The organism is Paraburkholderia sp., from assembly GCF_028283785.1.
Lineage (GTDB): Bacteria > Pseudomonadota > Gammaproteobacteria > Burkholderiales > Burkholderiaceae > Paraburkholderia.
In genome coordinates, this window is the sequence record NZ_JAPWKB010000020.1 from 202,986 (window position 1) to 224,851 (window position 21,866).

General features: G+C 63.8%; 16 protein-coding genes and 1 pseudogene. 13 read left to right on the forward strand and 4 right to left on the reverse strand.

Translation table 11 applies throughout. The features are described 5' to 3' along the window. The first annotated feature begins 13 nt into the window (after positions 1 to 13). The 5 genes from PW947_RS30020 to PW947_RS30040 all read left to right on the forward strand — a co-directional run bounded on the left by PW947_RS30020 (position 14) and on the right by PW947_RS30040 (position 7,624). Positions 14 to 2,875, forward strand: a complete 2,862-nt coding sequence (locus PW947_RS30020) for a 2-oxoglutarate dehydrogenase E1 component (RefSeq protein ID WP_299636359.1) — start codon at positions 14 to 16, stop codon at positions 2,873 to 2,875. A gap of 112 nt (positions 2,876 to 2,987) precedes the next feature. Continuing rightward, a complete protein-coding gene (gene odhB, locus PW947_RS30025) occupies positions 2,988 to 4,259 on the forward strand; it encodes a 2-oxoglutarate dehydrogenase complex dihydrolipoyllysine-residue succinyltransferase (protein ID WP_299636361.1) in 1,272 nt (423 codons plus the stop codon). 104 nt (positions 4,260 to 4,363) lie between these two features. Continuing rightward, positions 4,364 to 5,794: a dihydrolipoyl dehydrogenase gene (gene lpdA / locus PW947_RS30030; protein ID WP_299636363.1), complete on the forward strand. Its 1,431-nt coding sequence runs from the start codon at positions 4,364 to 4,366 to the stop codon at positions 5,792 to 5,794. Positions 5,795 to 5,905: 111 nt separating this feature from the next. After that, the gene (gene zapE / locus PW947_RS30035) at positions 5,906 to 7,003 is read left to right on the forward strand and encodes a cell division protein ZapE (protein ID WP_299636365.1); all 1,098 of its coding nucleotides are present in this window, start codon (positions 5,906 to 5,908) and stop codon (positions 7,001 to 7,003) included. Positions 7,004 to 7,177: 174 nt separating this feature from the next. Further along, on the forward strand, positions 7,178 to 7,624 hold the full coding sequence (locus tag PW947_RS30040; protein WP_299636367.1) for a transposase: 447 nt from the start codon (positions 7,178 to 7,180) through the stop codon (positions 7,622 to 7,624). Positions 7,625 to 7,708: 84 nt separating this feature from the next. Here PW947_RS30040 and PW947_RS30045 read toward each other — a convergent pair whose 3' ends face one another. The 4 genes from PW947_RS30045 to PW947_RS30060 form a co-directional block, all read right to left on the reverse strand. Beyond that, positions 7,709 to 8,194 (reverse strand): DUF2147 domain-containing protein, encoded by a 486-nt coding sequence (locus PW947_RS30045; protein ID WP_299636368.1) that lies wholly within the window; start codon positions 8,192 to 8,194, stop codon positions 7,709 to 7,711. Positions 8,195 to 8,478: 284 nt separating this feature from the next. Beyond that, complete coding sequence (locus PW947_RS30050; RefSeq protein WP_299636369.1) at positions 8,479 to 10,173, reverse strand: POTRA domain-containing protein; 1,695 nt, start codon at positions 10,171 to 10,173, stop codon at positions 8,479 to 8,481. 210 nt (positions 10,174 to 10,383) lie between these two features. Next, a complete protein-coding gene (locus tag PW947_RS30055) occupies positions 10,384 to 11,748 on the reverse strand; it encodes a collagen-like triple helix repeat-containing protein (protein WP_299636370.1) in 1,365 nt (454 codons plus the stop codon). Between the two features lie 128 nt (positions 11,749 to 11,876). Continuing rightward, complete coding sequence (locus PW947_RS30060) at positions 11,877 to 13,298, reverse strand: collagen-like triple helix repeat-containing protein (protein WP_299636372.1); 1,422 nt, start codon at positions 13,296 to 13,298, stop codon at positions 11,877 to 11,879. 674 nt (positions 13,299 to 13,972) lie between these two features. Here PW947_RS30060 and PW947_RS30065 point away from each other — a divergent pair. The 8 genes and pseudogenes from PW947_RS30065 to PW947_RS30100 all read left to right on the forward strand — a co-directional run bounded on the left by PW947_RS30065 (position 13,973) and on the right by PW947_RS30100 (position 21,858). Beyond that, positions 13,973 to 14,164 (forward strand): Flp family type IVb pilin, encoded by a 192-nt coding sequence (locus PW947_RS30065; protein WP_299636374.1) that lies wholly within the window; start codon positions 13,973 to 13,975, stop codon positions 14,162 to 14,164. Positions 14,165 to 14,254: 90 nt separating this feature from the next. Next, positions 14,255 to 14,752 carry a prepilin peptidase gene (locus PW947_RS30070; protein ID WP_299636376.1) on the forward strand — a complete coding sequence of 166 codons (498 nt, stop codon included), beginning with the start codon at positions 14,255 to 14,257 and terminating at the stop codon, positions 14,750 to 14,752. Next, a complete protein-coding gene (locus PW947_RS30075; protein ID WP_299636377.1) occupies positions 14,749 to 15,282 on the forward strand; it encodes a TadE/TadG family type IV pilus assembly protein in 534 nt (177 codons plus the stop codon). Before PW947_RS30070 ends, PW947_RS30075 begins: the two co-directional genes overlap by 4 nt. Positions 15,283 to 15,437: 155 nt before the next feature. Then, positions 15,438 to 16,166: pseudogene (cpaB, locus tag PW947_RS31300) on the forward strand (Flp pilus assembly protein CpaB); the annotation flags it as partial. 467 nt (positions 16,167 to 16,633) lie between these two features. Further along, positions 16,634 to 18,139 carry a type II and III secretion system protein family protein gene (locus PW947_RS30085; protein WP_299636382.1) on the forward strand — a complete coding sequence of 502 codons (1,506 nt, stop codon included), beginning with the start codon at positions 16,634 to 16,636 and terminating at the stop codon, positions 18,137 to 18,139. Between the two features lie 64 nt (positions 18,140 to 18,203). Then, complete coding sequence (locus tag PW947_RS30090; protein ID WP_299636384.1) at positions 18,204 to 19,433, forward strand: fimbrial protein; 1,230 nt, start codon at positions 18,204 to 18,206, stop codon at positions 19,431 to 19,433. A 3-nt stretch (positions 19,434 to 19,436) separates the two neighbouring features. Continuing rightward, positions 19,437 to 20,786 carry a CpaF family protein gene (locus tag PW947_RS30095; RefSeq protein WP_299636386.1) on the forward strand — a complete coding sequence of 450 codons (1,350 nt, stop codon included), beginning with the start codon at positions 19,437 to 19,439 and terminating at the stop codon, positions 20,784 to 20,786. After that, complete coding sequence (locus PW947_RS30100) at positions 20,779 to 21,858, forward strand: type II secretion system F family protein (protein WP_299636388.1); 1,080 nt, start codon at positions 20,779 to 20,781, stop codon at positions 21,856 to 21,858. The genes PW947_RS30095 and PW947_RS30100 overlap by 8 nt, the downstream gene beginning before the upstream one ends. Positions 21,859 to 21,866 lie beyond the last annotated feature (8 nt).

Here is a 21,866-nt window from a genome sequence, read left to right on the forward strand (position 1 = left end):
GGTGAGCGTAAACATGATGAAGCAATTCCAGTCGAACTCTTATCTGTTCGGCGGCAACGCTCCGTACGTAGAAGAAATGTACGAGACGTATCTCGATAATCCGGCGTCAGTGCCCGAGAACTGGCGTAGCTATTTCGACGCGTTGCAGAACGTCCCTGCATCGGATGGCAGTGCTGCCAACGACGTGGCCCACGGCCCGATCGTCGAATCGTTTGCTCAACGGGCCAAGGCGAACGCCTTTATCCCGCGCACGGCTGCCGGCGGTGAAGATCTCACTACCGCACGCAAGCAGGTTTTCGTGCAATCCCTGATTGGCGCATATCGGTTCCTCGGCTCGCAATGGGCCAACCTCGATCCCCTGAAGCGCCGCGAACGTCCCGCTATCCCCGAACTTGAACCTGCGTTCTACGACTTCAATGAAGCCGATATGGACCAGACGTTCAACGCGAACAACCTGTATTTCGGTTTCGAACAGGCTTCGCTGCGCGATATCGTGAAGGCGTTGCGCGACACGTACTGCGGCACGATCGGCGCCGAGTACATGTACATCAGCGATCCGGAACAGAAGCGCTGGTGGAAAGAGAAGCTCGAATCGATCCGTTCCACGCCGAATTTCTCGAACGAGAAGAAAAAGCACATCCTGAATCGCCTGACGGCTGCTGAAGGCCTCGAGCGCTTCCTGCACACCAAGTACGTCGGTCAGAAGCGCTTCTCGCTCGAAGGCGGCGAGAGCTTCATCGCGTCGATGGACGAAGTGGTCCGTCACGGCGGCGCGCAGGGTGTCCAGGAAATCGTGATCGGCATGGCCCACCGCGGCCGTCTGAACGTGCTGGTCAATACGCTCGGCAAGATGCCGGCCGACCTCTTCGCTGAATTCGAAGGCAAGCACGTCGACGACCTGCCGGCTGGCGACGTCAAGTACCACAAGGGCTTCTCGTCGGACGTGTCGACGGAAGGCGGCCCGGTTCACCTGTCGCTCGCATTCAACCCGTCGCACCTGGAAATCGTGAACCCGGTGGTCGAAGGTTCGGCGAAGGCCCGGATGGACCGTCGCGGCGACGACAGCGGCGTGCAGGTTCTGCCGGTGCAGATCCACGGCGACGCGGCCTTCGCAGGCCAGGGCGTCGTGATGGAAACGCTGAACCTCGCGCAAACGCGCGGTTACGGCACGCACGGCACGCTGCACATCGTCATCAACAACCAGATCGGTTTCACGACGTCCGACCCGCGCGACTCGCGCTCGACGTTGTACTGCTCGGACGTCGTCAAGATGATCGAAGCGCCGGTTCTGCACGTGAACGGTGACGATCCCGAAGCCGTCGTTCTGGCGACGCAGCTGGCTATCGACTTCCGGATGCAGTTCCACAAGGACGTCGTCGTCGACATCGTCTGTTTCCGCAAGCTGGGTCACAACGAGCAGGACACGCCGGCTGTCACGCAGCCGCTGATGTACAAGACGATCGCCAAGCACCCGGGCACGCGCGCGCTGTACGCTGAAAAGCTGGTGCAGCAAGGCGTGATCACGGCAGCCGAAGGCGACGAATTCGTCAAGGCGTACCGCAAGGCGATGGACGAAGGTCACCACACGGTCGACCCGGTTCTGTCGAACTACAAGAGCAAGTACGCGGTGGACTGGGTTCCGTTCCTGAACCGCAAGTGGACCGACGCAGCCGACACGGCCGTGCCGCTCGCCGAACTGAAGCGCCTCGCCGAGCGCGTCACCACGGTGCCGGAAAACTTCAAGGTTCACCCGCTGGTCGAGCGCGTTCTCAACGACCGTCGCGCGATGGGCCGTGGTGAAGCGAAGCTCGACTGGGGCATGGGCGAACACCTGGCATTCGCGTCGCTGGTCGCGTCGGGCTATGCAGTGCGCCTGACCGGTCAGGACTCGGGCCGCGGCACGTTCACGCACCGTCACGCGGTGCTGCACGATCAGAACCGCGAACGCTGGAACGACGGCACGTACGTGCCGCTGCAGAACATCGCCGAAGGTCAGGCGAAGTTCAACGTGATCGACTCGGTGCTGTCGGAAGAAGCGGTGCTGGGCTTCGAATACGGTTACTCGACCGCTGAACCGAATACGTTCGTCGCGTGGGAAGCGCAGTTCGGCGACTTCGTCAACGGCGCGCAAGTCGTGATCGACCAGTTCATCTCGTCGGGCGAAGTGAAGTGGGGCCGCGTGTCGGGTCTCACGATGCTGCTGCCGCACGGCTACGAAGGTCAGGGTCCGGAGCACTCGTCGGCACGTATCGAGCGTTTCCTGCAACTGTGCGCAGACCACAACATGCAGGTCGTTCAGCCCACCACGCCGGCGCAGATTTTCCATCTGTTGCGTCGTCAGATGATCCGCCTGTTCCGCAAGCCGCTGATCGTCGCTACGCCGAAGTCGCTGCTGCGTCACAAGGAAGCGGTTTCGGATCTGTCGGAACTGGCGAAGGGTTCGTTCCAGCCGGTGATCGGCGAAGTGGACGAAACGATCGAAGCGAAGAAGGTCAAGCGCGTGGTCGTCTGCTCGGGTCGCGTGTACTACGACCTGTTGGCGCATCGCCGCGAAGTGAAGTCGAACGACGTCGCGATCGTGCGTATCGAACAGCTGTATCCGTTCGCGCACAAGCAGTTCGAAGCGGAAATCAAGAAGTACGACAACGTGACCGAAGTGGTCTGGGTGCAGGACGAGCCGCAAAATCAGGGCCCGTGGTTCTACATCGAGCACCACCTGAAGGAAGGCATGAAGGAAGGCCAGAAGCTCGCGTACAGCGGCCGTCCGGCTTCCGCATCGCCGGCTGTCGGCTACTACGCGAAGCACTACGAGCAGCAGAAGGCGCTGATCGAAGGGGCATTCGGCCGTCTGAAGAGCGCATCGATCGCTAAATAACCCATAGAACCGAACCGGGAAAGCGCATGCGCTTTCCCGTACCGCGTTTGAAAGGTTCATGCACGGTCCGCAGACGGTTCGTTGTCACCAGATACGTTTCAGGAAAATCACAATGGCTATTGTAGAAGTCAAGGTTCCCCAGCTTTCGGAGTCGGTTTCGGAAGCCACGATGCTGCAGTGGAAGAAGAAGCCCGGCGAGGCTGTCGCGCAAGACGAAATCCTCATCGAAATCGAGACCGATAAGGTCGTGCTGGAAGTCCCGGCCCCGTCGGCCGGCGTGCTCGCACAAGTCATCTGCAACGACGGCGACACCGTCGTGGCCGATCAGGTGATCGCAAAGATCGACACCGAAGGCAAGGCCGGCGAAGCCGCCGTCGAAGCCGAAGTCAAGCCCGCACCGGTCGCAGCACCGGCGCCCGCAGCCGCAACGGCTGCCGCTGGCGCGTCCACGGCGTCGTCGCCGGCCGCCACGAAGCTGATGGCTGAACAGAATCTGTCGTCGTCGGACGTCGCAGGCACGGGCCGCGACGGCCGCATCACGAAGCAGGACGTGCTGGGCGCAGCGGGCTCGACCCCTGCCGCTCCGGCCGCCAAGGCACCGGCACCGGCCGCCGCACCGAAGGCTGCCAAGCCGTCGCTGCCGGACGTCAAGGCCCCGACTTCCGCCGACCAGTGGCTGAAGGACCGCCCGGAACAGCGCGTGCCGATGTCGCGTCTGCGCGCACGTATCGCCGAGCGTCTGCTGGAATCGCAGCAAACCAACGCCATCCTGACCACGTTCAACGAAGTGAACATGGCGCCGGTGATGGATCTGCGCAGCAAGTACAAGGACAAGTTCGAGAAGGAACATGGCGTGAAGCTGGGCTTCATGTCGTTCTTCGTGAAGGCGGCCGTTCACGCGCTGAAGAAGTACCCGCTGGTCAACGCATCGATCGACGGTAACGACATCGTCTATCACGGCTACTTCGACATCGGTATCGCAGTCGGTTCGCCGCGCGGTCTGGTGGTGCCGATCCTGCGTAACGCCGACCAGATGAGCCTCGCGGACATCGAGAAGAAGATTGCCGAATTCGGCCAGAAGGCCAAGGACGGCAAGCTGTCGATCGAAGAAATGACGGGCGGCACGTTCTCGATCTCGAACGGTGGTGTGTTCGGTTCGATGCTGTCGACGCCGATCATCAACCCGCCGCAATCCGCAATCCTGGGCGTGCACGCCACCAAGGAACGTGCGGTCGTCGAAAACGGCCAGATCGTGATCCGCCCGATGAACTACCTCGCGATGTCGTACGACCACCGTATCATCGACGGCCGCGAAGCGGTGCTGTCGCTGGTCGCGATGAAGGATGCGCTGGAAGACCCGGCTCGTCTGCTGCTCGACCTGTAATTCAACGTACTTGCCACCATCTAGGTGGCACAGCAACTGTTTGAACCGGACGGCGCGCACCATGAAGCATGGCCGCGCGCCGTTCTGTCATCGAAAGGATTCTCATGTCCAAGGAATTTGACGTCGTCGTGATCGGTGCCGGTCCCGGCGGCTATATCGCGGCTATCCGCGCTGCGCAACTCGGCAAGACGGTTGCGTGTATCGAGAAGTGGAAGAACCCGGCCGGCACATTGAAGCTCGGCGGCACGTGCCTGAACGTCGGTTGCATCCCGTCGAAGGCGCTGCTGGCGTCGTCGGAAGAATTCGAAAACGCGTCGCATCACCTGGCCGACCACGGCATTTCCGTGGAAAACGTCAAGGTCGATATCGCGAAGATGCTGGCCCGCAAGGAAAGCATCGTCGAGAAGATGACCAAGGGTATCGAATTCCTGTTCCGCAAGAACAAGATCACGTGGCTCAAGGGTCACGGCAAGTTTGCCGGCAAGACCGACGCAGGCGTGCAGATCGAAGTGTCGGGCGAAGGCGAAGCCGAAGTCGTCACCGCGAAAAACGTGATCATCGCGACGGGTTCGAAGGCGCGTCATCTGCCGAACATCCCGGTCGACAACAAGATCGTCGCCGACAACGAAGGCGCACTGACGTTCGACTCCGTGCCGAAGAAGCTCGCCGTGATCGGCGCGGGCGTGATCGGTCTGGAACTCGGTTCGGTGTGGCGTCGTCTGGGCGCGGACGTGACCGTGCTCGAAGCGCTGCCGGAATTTCTCGGCGCGGCTGACGTGTCGCTGGCGAAAGAAGCGGCCAAGCAGTTCAAGAAGCAGGGTCTGGACATCCACGTCGGCGTGAAGGTCGGCGAGATCAAGACGACCGACAGCAGCGTGTCGATTGCGTACACGGACAAGGACGGCAACGCGCAGACGCTGGACGCGGACCGCCTGATCGTGTCGATCGGCCGCGTGCCGAACACCGACAACCTCGGCCTCGAAGCGATCGGCCTGAAGGCGAACGAACGCGGCTTCATCGACGTCGACGACCATTGCGCGACGTCGGTGCCGAACGTGTACGCGATCGGCGACGTGGTGCGTGGCCCGATGCTCGCGCACAAGGCCGAAGACGAAGGCGTGCTGGTCGCCGAAATCATCGACGGCCAGAAGCCGCACATCGACTACAACTGCGTTCCGTGGGTGATCTACACCGAACCGGAAATCGCGTGGGTCGGCAAGACGGAACAGGCGCTGAAGGCCGAAGGCCGCGAGATCAAGACGGGCCAGTTCCCGTTCATGGCGAACGGCCGCGCGTTGGGCATCAATAAGGCGGACGGTTTCGTCAAGATGATCGCCGACGCGAAGACCGACGAACTGCTCGGCGTGCACATCATCTCGGCAAACGCATCGGACCTGATCGCGGAAGCCGTGGTGGCGATGGAATTCAAGGCTGCGTCGGAAGACCTCGGCCGCATTTGCCATCCGCACCCGTCGTTGTCGGAAGTGATGCGTGAAGCTGCGCTGGCTGTCGACAAGCGCGCGCTGAACATGTAATGCCTGCGGTCTTCGGACCGCATTCGCATCACAGACCGAAGGCGGGCGGGGTGAATCCCTCCCGCCTTCTTCATTTGTCGTACCCACGCTTTACCGCAGGCCGTACCCAAGATGAACGTCACCGAATACTACGAAAAAGAGCTGCAGACGCGCGGCTACACATCGGACCCGGCGCAACGCGCGGCGGTCGATCGTCTGCAGCAGTGTTTCGAAGAGTGGACCGAATACAAGTCGCGCCGCTCGAATGCGTTCAAGAAACTGCTGATCCGCCCGGACCTGCCGCGCGGCGTCTACATGTGGGGCGGCGTGGGGCGTGGCAAGAGCTTCCTGATGGACAGCTTTTTCACGGTGGTGCCGTTGCATCGCAAGACGCGTCTGCACTTTCACGAGTTCATGCGCGAAGTGCATCGTGAACTGGAAGACCTGAAAGGCCAGTCCGATCCGCTCGACGAACTCGCGCGACGTATCGCGAAGCGTTATCGGATGATCTGTTTCGACGAATTCCACGTGTCCGATATCGCGGACGCGATGATTCTTTACCGTCTGCTCGACAAGCTGTTCGAGAACGGCGTGCAGTTCGTGATGACGTCCAACTACGCGCCCGACACGCTGTATCCGGACGGCTTGCATCGCGACCGGATGCTGCCCGCCATCGAACTGCTCAAGAGCAAGCTCGACGTGGTGAACGTCGATGCCGGTATCGATTACCGGCAGCGCACGCTGGCGCAGGTCGAGGTCTATCACACGCCGCTCGGCGCCGCCGCCGACAAGTCCCTGCGCGACGCGTTCGGCCGTCTGGCCGCCGTGCCCGACGAGAGTCCGCTGCTGCATATCGAGAAGCGCGAACTGAAGGCGTTGCGCAAGGCCGACGGCGTGGTCTGGTTCGACTTCGCGACGCTGTGCGGCGGTCCGCGCTCGCAAAACGATTACCTCGAACTGGCGAGCCGTTTCCACGCGGTGGTGCTGTCGGACGTGCCGCAGATGACGCCGCGCATGCAGTCGGAGGCGCGCCGCTTCACGTGGCTGATCGACGTGTTCTACGACCACAAGGTCAAGCTGCTGATGTCGGCCGCGGTGCCGCCGGAAGAACTGTATATCGACGGTCCAATGGCCAACGAATTCACGCGGACGGTGTCGCGGATCGTCGAAATGCAGTCGAAGGAATATCTGGATACGCCGCGCCGGATCGTCGATACGTCGTTGACCTGAGCGCGCCCTGTGCCTGTCCGGGCGTGTTCGCGAAAGTCCTTTTGCGATAAGTCGCGCACGCCGCACCCGATACGGCGGGGCCTCAAGCACAATTTCAGGATTCGGACTGGTCTTATATTCCGGCTTTTGGTGAGCCTTTATCTTCTCCTCACGGTTCTGTCAAAGGAGAAGTTAATGACCCCGTATCGTGATATCAACGACGAAGAATGGCAACGCGTGTCGGCGCTGCTTCCTGAACTGCGACCGCGTTCGGAGTTGCGTGGCCGGCCGCTCGCGAATACGCGCTCGGTGCTCAACGGCGTACTGTGGGTGATGTACAGCGGCGCGACGTGGTCCGCCATGCCCCGCAAATACCCGTCGTATCAAACGTGTCATCGCCGCTTCAAGGCCTGGTATGAATCGGGGGTGTTGCGTCGGGTGGTGGACCAGTTGTTCGGCGAAGATAGCGCGGCATTGTGCGCATTGATGGAGGCGCGAATGCGCTCGCATCCCAGCGTCGACGAAAAAGCCGAAGGCGCGTCCGACACCCCGCCGCCGCGGCCCACTTACGGACGCACACCGGTCAAACCGACGCTGCCGCCGCCGTTCACGTATAACAATCCGTTCAAACACGCGGCGTGATGGTGTCCGCCCGCTGAGCGACGCGTCGCTCAAAACAAACCGGCCGTACGAGTAAATCGTCGGCCGGTTTTTTATTGTGGATGCTTACTGCTGGCGAACCCACGTCTGCGACCGGCCGAGCAGCGCCACGCCGATATACCCGCGCACCACCAGCTTGTTGCCGCCGTCTTCCAGGTGCATCTTGCACTTGTACAGCTTGCCGTTTTCCGGATCGAGAATGCGGCCGCCATCCCAGCCTTCGCTATCCTTTTTCATCTCGTCGATGATCGTCATGCCGAGGATCGGCTGGTCTTTGCGCGCGTCGGTGCAGGCGGTGCAGCGACGGTCGGGCTGATCGTTCGGACCGAGTCCCTTGATGACCTTGCCGCTCAGATTACCGCTGCCGTCCTGGCTGATCTGAACCAGCGCTTTCGGCTGGCCGGTGTGATCGTCGATGGTTTGCCAGGTGCCGATCGGCGTGCTGGTTTGCGCCATCGCGGTGACGGCGCTCGCGAGCAGCGCGGCAGCCAGCGCGACATGGCGCAACGAACGTTTCGAGCGGCTTGCAGCGCGGTGCGTGAAGTGGGGCATCTGTCTTCCTCCTTGAGAAAGTCGTCACGATCGTGGTCGCGCGACATTGTGATGACGGCCGCCTGGCAACGGCGGCCGTGACGCGATGCAGGCGCATCGGGTCGTCCATCGGACCCAGGCAGAATACGTGAAAGTGCCGTGTCCGTTTGATAGTGGACACTCTAATCAGCGATCGCACGCGTGCCCGGCGACACATCGACGCGCATCGCGCGAAGAGGGCATCACGCGGGCTTCCCGCCCGCCATCAAGCGGCCCGATCCAGCGCGATCCAACCCGCTTCGAACTCAGTTCAGTTGATACGAGAACGTCGCGTTGATGCGCGGACTGCGCGATGCGCTTTCGACCGGCGCATCGCCGACCGGCTTCGCCACCGACAGATCGAGGCTGTAGTACTTCGAATCGGAGATACGAAAACCGAACGCCACCGACGACAGCTTCGACGGCGCCGGCGTGCCGGAATGCAGATACACGCGCGCCATGTCGAACGACACATACGGCGTGATCGTGCGCAGATACGTGAAGCCCAGCGCGAACGCGCGATTGACTTCGACGCTCGCGCCCCAGCCGGAATCGCCGGACGCTTCGCCCGGTTGATAGCCGAGCGCGAAACGCTGCGCGCCGAACGAAATCTGCTCGGAGGTCGGCAGCGAACTCGGGCTGTACTGGCCCGTCAGCGACACCGCTGTGCCGATCTTCAACGGCCACTCGTTGGTCTGCGAGAAACTGCCGCCGGTGCGCACGAACGTGATCGACGCCGGGTTGGTCTGGATCACGCCGGGAATGTTCGAGTCGCCCGCTTTCGACGCGCCGAGGATGTCGAACGCCTTCGCGACATTCACGCTCGCCTTGCGCACCTGACCGGTTTGCACGTCCGCGTAATCGGCTTGCAACTGCATCACGCGAACCTGCGAACGCAGCCCGATCTGCGCACCGTTGACAGTGTTGTGATAGCGGTCTTCGTCATGCGACGCATACACCGACGCCGTGCCGGTCAAGCTGCGCGTATTGCTCAGCAACAGCGGATACGACAGCGAGCCGCCGATCCGGTCGTTGATCACCGTGCGTTCGACAAAGCCGGGCAAGCCGGGATTGTCGGTCGGGTTGCCGCGATAGTGCGTCGCGTCGATCTTCGCGGTGATGCCGTTGGTGCCGATCGGCACGGCGGCGTGCGCGGCCAGATACGTGACGTTGTCGCGGCCTTTGGGCAGCAGCGCCGACACGCTCAGCTGTTCGCCGAACTTCGTCAGGCCGTTCTCGGTGACGGTCAGCAAGCCTTGCACGCCCGGATGATTGAAGTCGATGCCGGTACTGACGTCGAACGGTTTGCGATCCACGTTCAGTTCGAGCGTGGTCGCGCCATCGGTATTGGTCGGCGGCGCGACGTTCGCGGCGACCTTCACGCCCGGCAGCAGACCGAGCACGTTGATATAGCGTTCGAACGTCTCGCGTCGTAATGGGCGGTCGGCGGTGATGTGATCGGCGATCGCGCGGATCTTGTCTTCGAGCGCGCCGGTCTTGCCCGTCACCTTAACCGCCGATACATAGCCTTCGACCACGGTGACGCGCACCACGCCGCCGTCGAAGCTTTGCGCGGGCACGAACGCGAACGACAACGCGTAGCCGCGCGATTGATAGAGCCGGGTGACGCCGTTGGCGACCTCGATCAGATCGCCGATGGTCGTATCTTTGCCGACGAGCGGTGTGAAACGCGAGGCGACTTCATCGAAGGGAATCGATTTGACGCCTTCGATCTGCACCTTCGACGGCGTGATGTGACGGGCGAGGAGAGCCTGAAGCGGTGCCGCCTGTGGCGCGACGTTCAGCGTCACGTTGGGGCCTTTGTCGGGCGCCTTGATTTGCGGGATCGAATCCAGCGGATTGCCGCCCACGGGATTGCCGCCCGGCGGGGGGCGTGACTGTGCGTGCACTGCGCCCGCTGCGATAGCCGCAAGCAGGAGTGTCCATTGTCTGGATTTCATCGACTGCCCTCGTAATGCCTTCTCTCATGCAAACGCGCCGCCGATGCCGGTCTGGTCACGATCGCTTATATGTGTGTCTGGTCGCATGTTGCCATGCGCCGATTTGATGCGTCACGTGTTCCGCGTGCAACGCGATCGATTTCGTTGCGTGCGGAACACGTGGTACTGCGAACTGCATTGCGTTGCCCGTTGCTACTTGCTACTTGCTCATTACTTGCGAGCCGCGAGCAGGCCGCCGAGCAGCGACGACACACCGCCCGTTGCCGAACCCGATCCCGATCCCGAACCCGATGACGACGATCCGGTTGCGGTGCCGAGCGTGCCCGTCAGATCGCCGACCAGCGTCGTGACCGGCGACAGCAGTGCGCCGCTTGCGGCGCTACCGGACGACCCGCTCGCGCCCGACGTGATCGAGGTCAGCGACGTGATCGACGTCAGCGACGTAATCGAAGTCAGCGACGTCAGCGAGCCGAGCGGCGTGCCGCTCGCAATCGACGTCAAACCCGCCAGCGGCGTGCCGCCCAGCAGCGTGTTGACCGAGCCGAGCGGATTGCTGCCGAGCCCGAGACTCGCGAGCACGCCGGTCAGCGGTCCGAGCGGATTCGGTGCGGCACCGGTGCCGGCCAGCACCGGCGTCGCCGTGCTGCCGACCAGACTCGTGATCAGACCGGGAATCGGCGCGGCGCCGTTCGCGCCGTACGGGTTCACCAGACCGCCGGCGTTGGTCACGGTGTTGCCGAGCGAGCCGATCAACGTGCCCACGTCCGAACCGATTGCATTCTGCGTCGCCGAGCCGACCATGCCGCCCGCCGAACTCAGCGCGCCGCCTAGCTGCGCGAGCGCGCCCGAGACCGGCGTGGCCAGCCCGCTCGTCGTGCCGACGGTCTGCGTGACCTGACCGGCGGTCGCGACGATCGGCGTGATCGCCGTGCTCAACGGCTGCGTGATCTGCTGGACCGGCGCCGACGACAACGCCGTGCCGAGCGAACCGCCGCCCGCCTGTAACGTGTTGGCCGCCGCGTCGAGCACGCTCGTCAACGGCGTCGTGACCGGCGAGAGCGGCGCGAGGTTGCCCATGCCGAGTCCGCCGACAGCCGTGCTGACGCCCTTGACGATGCCGCTCGTCGACGTGACGACCGGTCCCAATCCCGCGACCGTGGTGCCGACCGGATTCGCCGTGGAGCCGGTTTGGCCAAGGCCGGTGCTGACCGCGTCGGCGAGCGTCGTCAGCGTGCCGCTGGTGCCCGATACCGCGTCGCCGAGCCCTTGCGTGACTTGCGGGCTCACGCCGGGAATGGTTTGCGCGGCGATCGTGCTGCCGAGATCCTTGGCGGTTTGCGCCGCCGTCGTCACGACGCCGGATGTGCCCGATGTGGTGGTGGTCGTGCCGCTGCCCGTCGAACCCGTTCCGGTGCTACCGCTGCCGCTGCCTGAAGCGGTCGGCGGCGCGGTGACACCACCGCCGCCACACGCTGCGAGCAGGCACGCGAGCCCGATCGCCGTGAGCGGCGCGCGCAGCGACGAAACTGTTGCGCTTGCCGCAGCGGGAATAAAAAAACGCGCGCTGATCGTCATCGTGTGCTCCTCGATCTCTTTCTGGATATCGGTCTGGTTGATGAAAGCCTTAATACCGGCTTTCGAATGCTTGTTATTAATGTCTTTAATCGACGTCGATTAACTGATTGCCGTCGATTTCCGATTGTTTATTTCTTCGCGATGCCGCCGAGCAGTCCGCCCACCAGTGACGTCACCGGCGACAGCAAGCCGCCCGCCGCGCCCGATGCCGTGCCGCTGGTCGACGACAGGCCGGTTCCGGTGCTGCTGGTCGTGGTGCTCGTGCTGGCCGTGGTCGCGGCGGTTGCGCTGCCGAGCGTGCCCGTCACGCTGGCGAGCAGACCGGTGACCGGTGCCAGTGCGCCCGCCGCGCCGCTGCCGCTGCCGGCCGTGCTGCTCAATGCGCTGGTCAACGTCGAGGTGAGGCCGGTGACGGGCGCGAGCGGGCTCTTCGATCCGCCGGTTGCCGTGCTCAACGTGCTGGTGACGGTGGTGAGGAGACTGGTGACCGGCGCGAGCGGGCTGCTGCCGCCACTCAGGCCGCCGCCGGTGACGCCGGACAGGCTGCTCAACGCGCTGGTCAGCGGCGACAGCGGATTAGTCGAGGTGCCGCCGGTGACGAGGCCGCCCACCGAGGTCACGGTCTTGCCGGTATCGGTGACGATGGTGCCGAGGCCGGCCGTCAGCGGATTGCCGCCGACCGACGCGAGCTTGCCGCCGACCGTGCCCAGACCGCCGCCGAGCGTGCCGAGCAGACCGGCGACCGGCGTGCCGAGACCGGTCGTGTTGCCGATGGTCTGCGTGGTCGATGCGACCGTCGATGTGATCGGCGTGATGGCGGTGCTGAGCGTCTGCGTGATCTGTTGGACCGGACCGGTCGAGAGTGCGGTGGTCAGCGTACCGCCGCCGTTCGCGAGCGCGCCGCCGAGCGTGCTGACCACGTTGCCGAGCGGCGATGTGATCGGCGACAGCGGGGCGAGTGCGCCGCTGCCGAGGCTCGATACCACCGCGCCAGTGTCCGTCACGGCGTTGCCGACCTGCGTGACGACGCCGCCGACGCTCGATACCGTCGTGCCGACCGGATTGGTCGATGCGCCGAGTTGGCCGAGACCTTGCGCGACGCCGTTGCCGAGCGTCGTGACGGCCGCGCCGAGATCCGATACGACTTTGCCGGTGGCTTCGGTGGTTTGCGAGCTGACGCCCGGCAGCGACGTCGAGCCGATGGTCGAGCCGATCGTCGAAACGGTCGTGCCGGTATCGCTGATCACGCCGCCGGTGTTGGCCGTCACGGCGCCGAGCGCGTTGGCGGTGGCGGTCGTCGTGGTGCCGCCGGTGTCGGTGCTGCCTGTGCCTGAGCCGCTGCCCGAACCGCTGGCGGAGCCCGTGCCGTTCGAGCCCATCGAGCCGGTTCCGCCGGCAGTGGTCAGGGCGCCGTCGCTGCCACTCCCGGTGCTGCCCGTGCCCTGGCTCAGCGAACCCGAGCCGCCGCATGCGCTCAGTGAAAGAAGGGTTGCCACCGTCGCGGCAATCATCGTGGTCCGGAAACCGTAGCTGGTCGTTTGAATGGTCATGGCGCCCTCGGAAATTCGTGTGTTTTGGTTAGTGCCGCGAACCTATCTCTGCAACAGCTATGCCAATTGCAATTCCAGGCCCACACAATTAATCCGGATGGCGTCGCCGGCCTTATGGCGTCGGTGTTTGCGCGATAACGGCCTGAAACGCGAAAACGCGGACAAGCAGATAAAGCGACTTGATTCAAGGTCGAAGTGCGAGGTGCGTAACGTAACGGGACGGGCGACGCGTTACGACGTGCGGCGTAACGCACGATCGATTTAATTTGCTTGAAACAGGAGTTTCGATTCGAACAGAAGCAGAGTTCAACGACCCCGGTAGTTAGTGCACCACGTCTAACTCATGGTTAATCCTATGTGGGCGACCGTACCTAATGCCGTTACTCTGTCTAGACAAACGTTGTTTCCAAAACAACAGGCAATATCCGGAACGTTTGCTTAACATGAATTGTTGGGATATAAATCCGTTACGCATCGAAGTTTCACAAGGGAGGTGCGATATCGAACAGACACACCCATGCCTGTTGCTTATTTAAGCCAGCTGTGACGTCAGGGTTCGGCAGTGCAGAACACCCGGCTTGATGGATGAGAGTACATCGAGCCTTCGCACCGACCGGGTCCGGCAGTAACCCAGCTTGCGTATCTATATTCAATGCTGTTCCGAGGGCCAAAAAATGAAAAGCTTCATCACACGTTTCCTGAGAGAAAACAAGGGCGTAACCGCGATCGAGTACGGGTTGATCGCAGGTCTTATCGCTGTCGCAATTGCGGGTGCCGCATCGACGCTGGGTACCGATATTTCCAACGCGTTCACTTCGATCGGCAACTCGATCACCGGCGCAACCGGCACCAAGACGACCGGTTAATCCAGTCAGGTAAGAATGCTGTCAATAAGCAATTTCACGTGAATCGCCGAAAGCGATTCACGTGTTTAATTCTGCCTGTCGGGTTTAAAAATGAGCCTGTCGATTAGCGGCGTCGTGTTTATCGTGTGGGCTGTCGCGGTTGCCGTTTGTGATTGCCGCAATCGTCGTATACCCAATCTGCTTGCCGCGGCCGGTCTGGTCGCGGCATTTGTTTGCGCATTTGCCCAACATAATCCTTTCGGCGTCCATTCATTTCAGGCACTGCTCGGCATGGCGGTCGGTTTCGCGGTTTTGTTGCCGTTCTATGCGCTCGGTGTAATGGGCGCGGCGGACGTCAAGATATTCGCGGTACTCGGCGCATGGTGCGGTATTCATGCATTGCTCGGCTTATGGGTGGCGGCAAGCCTGATTGGCGGGATTCATGCTGCGGCGCTGCTGATCGCGACCCGCACGCCACTCGCGACGCTCGGCCGCCGCGCACCGACTTTCGCGTTCGGCGAGCGTCGTGCGACACCGTACGCCGCGTGTCTGACCGTGCCGGCCGCCGCGTGGCTGCTGCTGCAACCGTTCGCGGGACTCGCGCGATGAACGCCGCCACCGACCGCCCGATTGCGCCGAAGCGCCCCAGGTTGTCGACAGGCTCGCGTGCGTCGCGCGATTCGAAACCGTCGCGCCGGACCTCGCGCGGATCGAGCGCAGTCGAATTCGCGATGATCTTCCCGCTGTTCTTCGTGCTGATGTACGGCCTCGTGTCGTTCAGCCTGATCTTCGTGCTCAAGCAGAACATGACGATGGCCGCCGAAGAGGGCGCGCGCGCCGCACTGAACTGGAAGCAGGCAAGCACCATCGCCACGTCGTTGACGTTGCGTCAGAGCGCGGCATGCACGGCGGCCACCGCGGCGCTCGCAACCTTCACGGGCAAGACCATCACGTGCAACACGCAGACAGCGGCTGGCGGCTGTACGTACGACCCGACGCTCGAGTGCGTCAGCGTCACGCTGAAGTATCACTACAGCAGCGATCCGCTGCTGCCCGCGTTGCCGATCCTCACGTACACGATGCCCGACTGGATCGTCAGCAGTGCGACCGTGCAGTTGAATCCACAGAACATGTTGTGAGGGTCATCCCTGTGTTCTCTCAGGTCTGTGCACGAATTTGCCGTAACCCATCTTATGTACCTGATTCGCCATCCTTAGCATTATCAGGTGCGACGCTGCCCCGATACGGGCAATCTGCAATCCCGCTTAACCGCTCTAGCGATTTCGTTGACTGAATCATGCCGAACCTGACGAGGATTGCCGCAGGCCTTCTGATCGGACTGGCGCTGCTGCTCGGCATCTTTGCGTGGATGCTGGCGCGACGTCCGGTTGTCGCACCGTCCGCAAGCGCAGTTCCGGTCAGCTACCCGGTGGTGGTCGCGACGCGTCCGCTTGCGCCCGGCCAGCCGATCGAGGCCGATGCACTGCGCGTGCAGTCGCTGCCGATCAACCCGAATGGCGCATTCAGCGATCCCGCCACGCTGACCGGCCGTGTGCCGGTGGTCGAAGTCGGCGCCGATGCGCCGGTGCTCGAATCGCAGTTGTCGTCGGGTCTCGCGGAAGGCATCCAGCCTGGCGAGCGCGCGTTGGCCGTGCATGTCGATGAAGGCAACGCGGTGGGCAACCGGCTGCGTCCCGGCAATTTCGTCGATGTGTTTTTCACGTTGCGGCGCGACTCCGGCGGTGGTTCGAGCGGCGAGATCGATCGCAGCCAGACGCGTCTGTTGCTGTCGAAAGTGCGTGTGCTGGCATTCGGCAACGTGACGGCGGGCAACACGCGACAGAGCGATCCGAGCGGCCTGACCCGCACTGCGGTGCTGGCCGTGCCGCTGGGCGACGTCGATCGCCTGACGCTGGCCGAAGCGTCGGGCCGGTTGACCTTTGCGTTGCGCAATCCGCGCGACGACGACGTGCTCGACGCGAGCGCATTTGCGCCGACGCCCGGCGTGCTGAAGACGGTGGCGCGCGGTGTGGTGCCAGCCGTGTCCGCGCCCGTCGCCGTTCCGGAAAAAGGCACGCGAGGCACGCTGCAGACCGTCGCGCAAAGCACACAAGGACTCACGCAAGGACATACGCAAGGAACGACGCAAGGAACGACGCAAGGCGTCGCGCAGACGATCCCCGGCACGACTCCCGTGCATCCCGACGGCTCGACGCGGGCCGCCGCCGGGATTGCGCTCGACGAACTGTCGGGCAACGCTGGTAACGGCAATGGCGGTAGCGCGTCGGCGAACCGGATCGCACCGTTGCCGCCGGTGCCGGCGGGCATGGCATCGCAGCTTCGGCTGATGGCGTCGGGCAGCGGCGAGAGCGGATCGCACGGGGCGAACGGACGCGACGCGGGCATCGAAGTGATACGGGGCGGGCGAGCCGAGACGGTCGCCTGGTAGCGGTTTCAGGGAATGGGCGGTTCGTACGCGTCCGATAGAACATGACAAGAAAACGCATTAGCACGTTGGGATGGACCGCACGATTGCACGAATGGCTGCCGGTCGCGTTTGCGATCGGCGCCGGCCTCGGCCTGGGCCTGAATGCACCGTCGAGCGACGCGGCGGGCGCGAACAGCCCGGCCCGTAATACGTCGAGCAGCACTCAGGGCGCCGCGCGCGACACGCTGCAATCGCGCGATGCCGCCGCGCCGCAGACCATCGAACTGACGGTCGGTGCGCAGCAGCCGCTGGCCGGCGGTCATCAATGGCAACGGGTGGCGATCGGCGATCCGGGCGTGGCCGACGTGCTGATCATTCGCGGCGAGCGAAGTGAGCGTGGCACCGACCGGCGCGGCGGCGTGCTGCTGATCGGCAAGGCGCCCGGCACCACCAGCCTGATGCTGTGGGAGCGCAATCGCGATGCGCCGGTTTCGTACACGGTGCGCGTCGTCCCTGCGGCCGCGCGCGCGTTGCTGGGACCGGATACGCCGAGCGTCGATGTGACCGGCAAGACCGCGTTGATCGCGGGCACGGCCAGCACGATGCAGGCGCATCAGCGGGCGGTCGCGGTGGCGGAGGACGCGGTCGGCGCGAAAGGCAACGGCGTCGATACCTCGACGATCGCGACGCGCTCGGTGGTGCAGGTCGATGTGCGGGTCGTCGAGTTCAGCCGTTCGGTGCTGAAGCAGGCGGGCTTCAACTTCTTTCGCCAGAACAACGGTTTTTCGTTCGGCGGCTTCGGGCCGAACCAGTCGACGTCGGTGACGTTGCCGGCGACGCGGATCGATCCGACCACGTCGACGACGATCGGTCCGGCGCTCGCGTCGCCGTTGTCGTCGGCGTTCAATCTCGTGTTCAGCTCGGCGACGCACGGGATCTTCGCGGATCTGAGCCTGCTGGAAAGCAACAACCTCGCGCGCGTGCTGGCCGAACCGACGCTGGTCGCGCTGTCGGGACAAAGCGCCAGCTTCCTCGCGGGCGGCGAGATTCCTGTGCCCGCGCCGCAAGGTCTCGGCTCGACGTCGATCGATTACAAGCCGTACGGCGTGGGTCTGACCTTGACGCCGACCGTGCTGAGTCCGGACCGGATCGCGCTGAAGGTCGCGCCCGAAGCGAGCCAGCTCGATTTCACCAACGCCGTGACGGTCAGCGGCGTGTCGGTGCCGGCCATCACCACGCGTCGCGCCGATACCACCGTCGAACTCGGTGACGGCGAGAGCTTCGTGATCGGCGGTTTGATCGATCGCGAAACGATGTCGAACGTGTCGAAAGTGCCTTTGCTCGGCGATCTGCCGATCATCGGCACGTTTTTCAAGCAGTTGAGCTATCAGCAGAACGAGAAGGAACTGGTGATCATCGTCACACCGCATCTGGTGTCGCCGCTGAAGAAGGGCGCGGCGCTGCCGGCCACGCCGGGCGAGCAGTCCGAACAGCGTAACGGGCCGGTCTGGCGCTCGTTGCTGGGCGGTGCCGCGGCGCACGACGCGGTGCCTGGTTTTTCGAAGTAGACGCTGTACATGAGTGCGGCCGTCGGGCGGCTTCGGTCGCTTGCGCTGCAAAGGGATGTCCAACATGAACGCGAGAACGCAATCATTGACTGAACCCGCCGTCACCGACATTTTTGTGTTCGCCTCGTTGACCGACGACCATGTGCGTTGGCTGGGGCAAACGCTGGTCGGTGCGGGCGCGGTCGAAGCGGTGACGCTCGACGCGCTGCAATTGCGCCAGCGGATCGAGATCCTGAATCCGGCGCTGCTGTTCGTCGATTTTTCGGGCGGACGGGCGGCGGCCGCGAGCGCGGCGGTGAGTGCGGCGCGCCTGGCGTATCCGGGCTTGCAGATCGTAGCGACGGGTTCGGTGACGGAACCGGAGAGCGCGCTCGCCGCGTTGCGCGCGGGCGTGCGCGATTTCATCGACTTCTCCGCACCGGCCGAAGAAGCGTTGCGGATCACCCGCCAGGTGATCGACAACCTCGTCGAGCCGGTCAGCCGTCACGGCCATCTGACGGTGCTGCTCGGCGCGCGGATCGGCATGGGCGTGAGCACGCTGGCGGCGAATCTCGCGGTGATGCTGCATCGGCGCGACGCGGCCGAAGGCCGTCAGGCCGCGCTGCTCGATCTCGGTCTGCCCGCCGGCGACGGCTCGTTGCTGCTGAACACCCGCAGCGAATTCGATTTCGTCGAAGCCGTGCGCAACGTGCGCCGCTTCGACCAGACCTTCGTGCATACCGCGCTGTCGCACCACGAAAGCGGCCTTGCGCTGAGTTCGCTGCCCGCCAACCTGAGCGCGATGCGCGAAGTGTCGTATGCGTCGTCGGTGGGATTGCTGAACCGGCTGCGCGCATTCTTCGACCAGCAGATCGTCGATCTCGGCGGCTTCTCGAATTCCGAATTCATCGCCAACGTCGTCCAGGTCGCCGACGAAATCTGGCTGTTGTGCGACCAGGGCGTCGCGTCGATCGTGTCGGCCGTCGAGATGCTCGACGGCTTGCGCGAACACGGCGTCGATACCACGAAGCTGCGGCTGATCGTCAACAAGCACGAAGCCGCGCTCGGCCTCACGCCCGCGCAGATCGCGCAGCGCCTCGACATCGCGTTGCTCGCGACACTGCCCGACCGGCGCATCGTGCTCGGTCAGACCGTCAATCAAGGCCAGTTGCTGTCCGACGCCGCGCCGCGCGACCCGTACGTGCGCGCGCTCGAACCGTTGATCGACCGGCTCGGCGGCGCGGCGCACGCGAATGCCGGATCGAAACTCGGCGCGCTGCGGCGCTTCATTCCAACTTCCCACAAGCGGTCATAGACGATGGCAAAAGACATCGAATTTGCCGACGACGCTCCGGCGTTCGCGCATAGCCAGCAGTTCCAGGACATCAAGAACGCGGCGCACGAACATCTGCTCACGCGGATCGAGGAACTCGGCGCGGAGTTCGGCCGCTGGTCGCGCAATGCGATCAACCAGTTCGTCGATCTGGAAATGGACAGCTTCGTGCGACTGCGCCGGATTCCGATCAATGAAAGCGAAGTGCGGTTGATCGCCGAAGCGCTGACCAAGGAACTGGCCGGTTTCGGACCGATCGAGGATCTGCTGAACGACGCGGCCGTCGAAGACATCCTGATCAACGGCTATAACGACGTGTACGTGTCGCGGCACGGCATCCTCACGCGGATTCCGGTGCGTTTCGCCGACAACGCGCATCTGCTGCGGATCGTGCGACGCATTCTCGCGCCGATCGGCCGGCGTCTGGACGAATCCAATCCGATGGTCGATGCGCGTCTGCCGAACGGCGGCCGCGTCAACGTCGTGATCGAACCGCTGTCGATCGACGGCCCGATCGTGTCGATCCGGAAATTCCGCAAAGACCCGCTGCGTCCCGACGATCTGCTCGCCAACGGCACCTTCAATCAGGAGATCGGCGCGCTGCTCGAAGCCGCAGTCGCCGCGCGCTGCAATATTCTCGTGTCGGGCGGCACCAGCTCCGGCAAGACCTCGCTGCTCAATGCGCTGGCGTTTTATATCCCGGACGCCGAACGCGTCGTGACGATCGAGGACACCGCCGAGCTGTCGCTGAATCACCCGCACGTGGTGCGGCTGGAAAGCCGGCCGGGCGGCTTCGACGGTGCGGGCGTGGTGTCGATTCGCGACCTGCTGCGCAACACGTTGCGGATGCGTCCGGACCGGATCATCGTCGGCGAAGTGCGTGGCGGCGAAGTGCTGGAAATGCTGCAGGCGATGAACACCGGCCACGACGGTTCGATGGGGACGGTCCACGCCAGTTCGCCGCGCGAATGTCTGTACCGGCTGGAAATGCTCGCGGGTTTCGCGGGCTTTCAGGGCACCGAATCGAGCCTGCGCCGCCAGATCGCCAATGCGATCGACTTTATCGTGCAGATCGGGCGTCTGTCGAACGGACGCCGCCGCATCCTGTCGATCACCGAGGTGACGGGCCTGTCCGACAACATCATCGCGACTCAGGAGTTGTACCGCTACGAGCCGGTGTTGACGCAGGACGGCGAAGAGCGGGATCAATGGGTGTCGCTCGGGATTCATCCGCATTCGCCGAAACTCGCGCGCTTCCGTCAGGTGCTCGGCGGAGCGGCCGACTCGCGCGGCGGCGGTGGCTTCGGCGGGTTCGGCGGAGGCTTCAATGTCTAGCGCGGTCGTCGTGATCGCGGCACTGGCGCTGCTGTGCGCGGCCGGTGCGCTGCTCTTGCTGCAACGTGGCGCGCAACGCAAGGGCCGTGCGAGCACGGAGCGCTTTATCGATAGCCGGATGGCGACCGCCGCAGCGGCGGTGATGCCGTCGGCCGTGGGCGGCGCAGGGGCGGGCGGCGCGGCTGCGCGCGGCGCGCAGCCGCAAGCGGGTCACGCGGCAAAAGGCGCGAGCGGGACGAGCGCGGCGAACACCGTGAACGCCACGAATGCCGCGAACAACGGCAATGCCGGCAACGCCGAACACTTGCAGGCCAGATGGCGCGCGTTCGCCGCGCGCGCGCAAAACGCATTCGACATGGCGTCCACCCGTGCGGGCGTGAAAAACGCGCGGGTGGCGGTCGCGATTGCGGCGGCGTTGACGTTCGCGCTCTGCATGTGGTCGGCACGAGTGGGCGGCTGGGTGGCGGCGAGCGTCGCCGCGATCGCGTGCACGTGTTTTCTGTACTTCATCGTTTCGTGGCGGATGCAGAAGCGTCGCCAGAAAATCGTCCGCCAGCTGCCGCTGTTTCTCGACGGCATCGTGCGGCTGATCATTCTCGGCAACAGCGTGCCGGCCGCGTTCCAGGCTTCGTTGCAAACCACCGAGGCGCCGCTGCGCGAATGCCTCGATCACGTGTCGCGGATGTTGCGCACCGGCGTCGAAATAGACCGCGCGCTGTCGCAGGTCGCGCACGTGTACGGCGCGAGCGAACTCGAACTGATCGGCGCGGTGTTGCGTCTGTCGGTGAAATACGGCGGTCGCGCGGACGTGATGCTCGACCGGATGGCGTCGTTTATGCGCGACCTCGAACAGGCCGAGCGCGAACTGGTCGCGATGTCGTCGGAAACGCGGATGTCCGCGTGGGTGCTGGCCATGCTGCCGATCGGTATCGGCGGGTTTCTGGCGCTCGGTAATCCGAAGTATTTCGGCGCGATGTGGTACGACGCGACGGGTCGCAATATGGTGTATCTGGCGTTCGGGCTGCAGGTGCTCGGCGCGTATCTGCTGTTCCGCCTCGCGCGGCTGAAGTGACGGCAATC

Coding starts and splice junctions, on each gene's coding strand:
- PW947_RS30020 (WP_299636359.1), top strand. CDS start 14: ATGATGAAGCAATTCCAGTCGAACTCTTATCTGTTCGGCGGCAACGCT.
- odhB (WP_299636361.1), top strand. CDS start 2,988: ATGGCTATTGTAGAAGTCAAGGTTCCCCAGCTTTCGGAGTCGGTTTCG.
- lpdA (WP_299636363.1), top strand. CDS start 4,364: ATGTCCAAGGAATTTGACGTCGTCGTGATCGGTGCCGGTCCCGGCGGC.
- zapE (WP_299636365.1), top strand. CDS start 5,906: ATGAACGTCACCGAATACTACGAAAAAGAGCTGCAGACGCGCGGCTAC.
- PW947_RS30040 (WP_299636367.1), top strand. CDS start 7,178: ATGACCCCGTATCGTGATATCAACGACGAAGAATGGCAACGCGTGTCG.
- PW947_RS30045 (WP_299636368.1), bottom strand. CDS start 8,194: ATGCCCCACTTCACGCACCGCGCTGCAAGCCGCTCGAAACGTTCGTTG.
- PW947_RS30050 (WP_299636369.1), bottom strand. CDS start 10,173: ATGAAATCCAGACAATGGACACTCCTGCTTGCGGCTATCGCAGCGGGC.
- PW947_RS30055 (WP_299636370.1), bottom strand. CDS start 11,748: ATGACGATCAGCGCGCGTTTTTTTATTCCCGCTGCGGCAAGCGCAACA.
- PW947_RS30060 (WP_299636372.1), bottom strand. CDS start 13,298: ATGACCATTCAAACGACCAGCTACGGTTTCCGGACCACGATGATTGCC.
- PW947_RS30065 (WP_299636374.1), top strand. CDS start 13,973: ATGAAAAGCTTCATCACACGTTTCCTGAGAGAAAACAAGGGCGTAACC.
- PW947_RS30070 (WP_299636376.1), top strand. CDS start 14,255: ATGAGCCTGTCGATTAGCGGCGTCGTGTTTATCGTGTGGGCTGTCGCG.
- PW947_RS30075 (WP_299636377.1), top strand. CDS start 14,749: ATGAACGCCGCCACCGACCGCCCGATTGCGCCGAAGCGCCCCAGGTTG.
- PW947_RS30085 (WP_299636382.1), top strand. CDS start 16,634: ATGACAAGAAAACGCATTAGCACGTTGGGATGGACCGCACGATTGCAC.
- PW947_RS30090 (WP_299636384.1), top strand. CDS start 18,204: ATGAACGCGAGAACGCAATCATTGACTGAACCCGCCGTCACCGACATT.
- PW947_RS30095 (WP_299636386.1), top strand. CDS start 19,437: ATGGCAAAAGACATCGAATTTGCCGACGACGCTCCGGCGTTCGCGCAT.
- PW947_RS30100 (WP_299636388.1), top strand. CDS start 20,779: ATGTCTAGCGCGGTCGTCGTGATCGCGGCACTGGCGCTGCTGTGCGCG.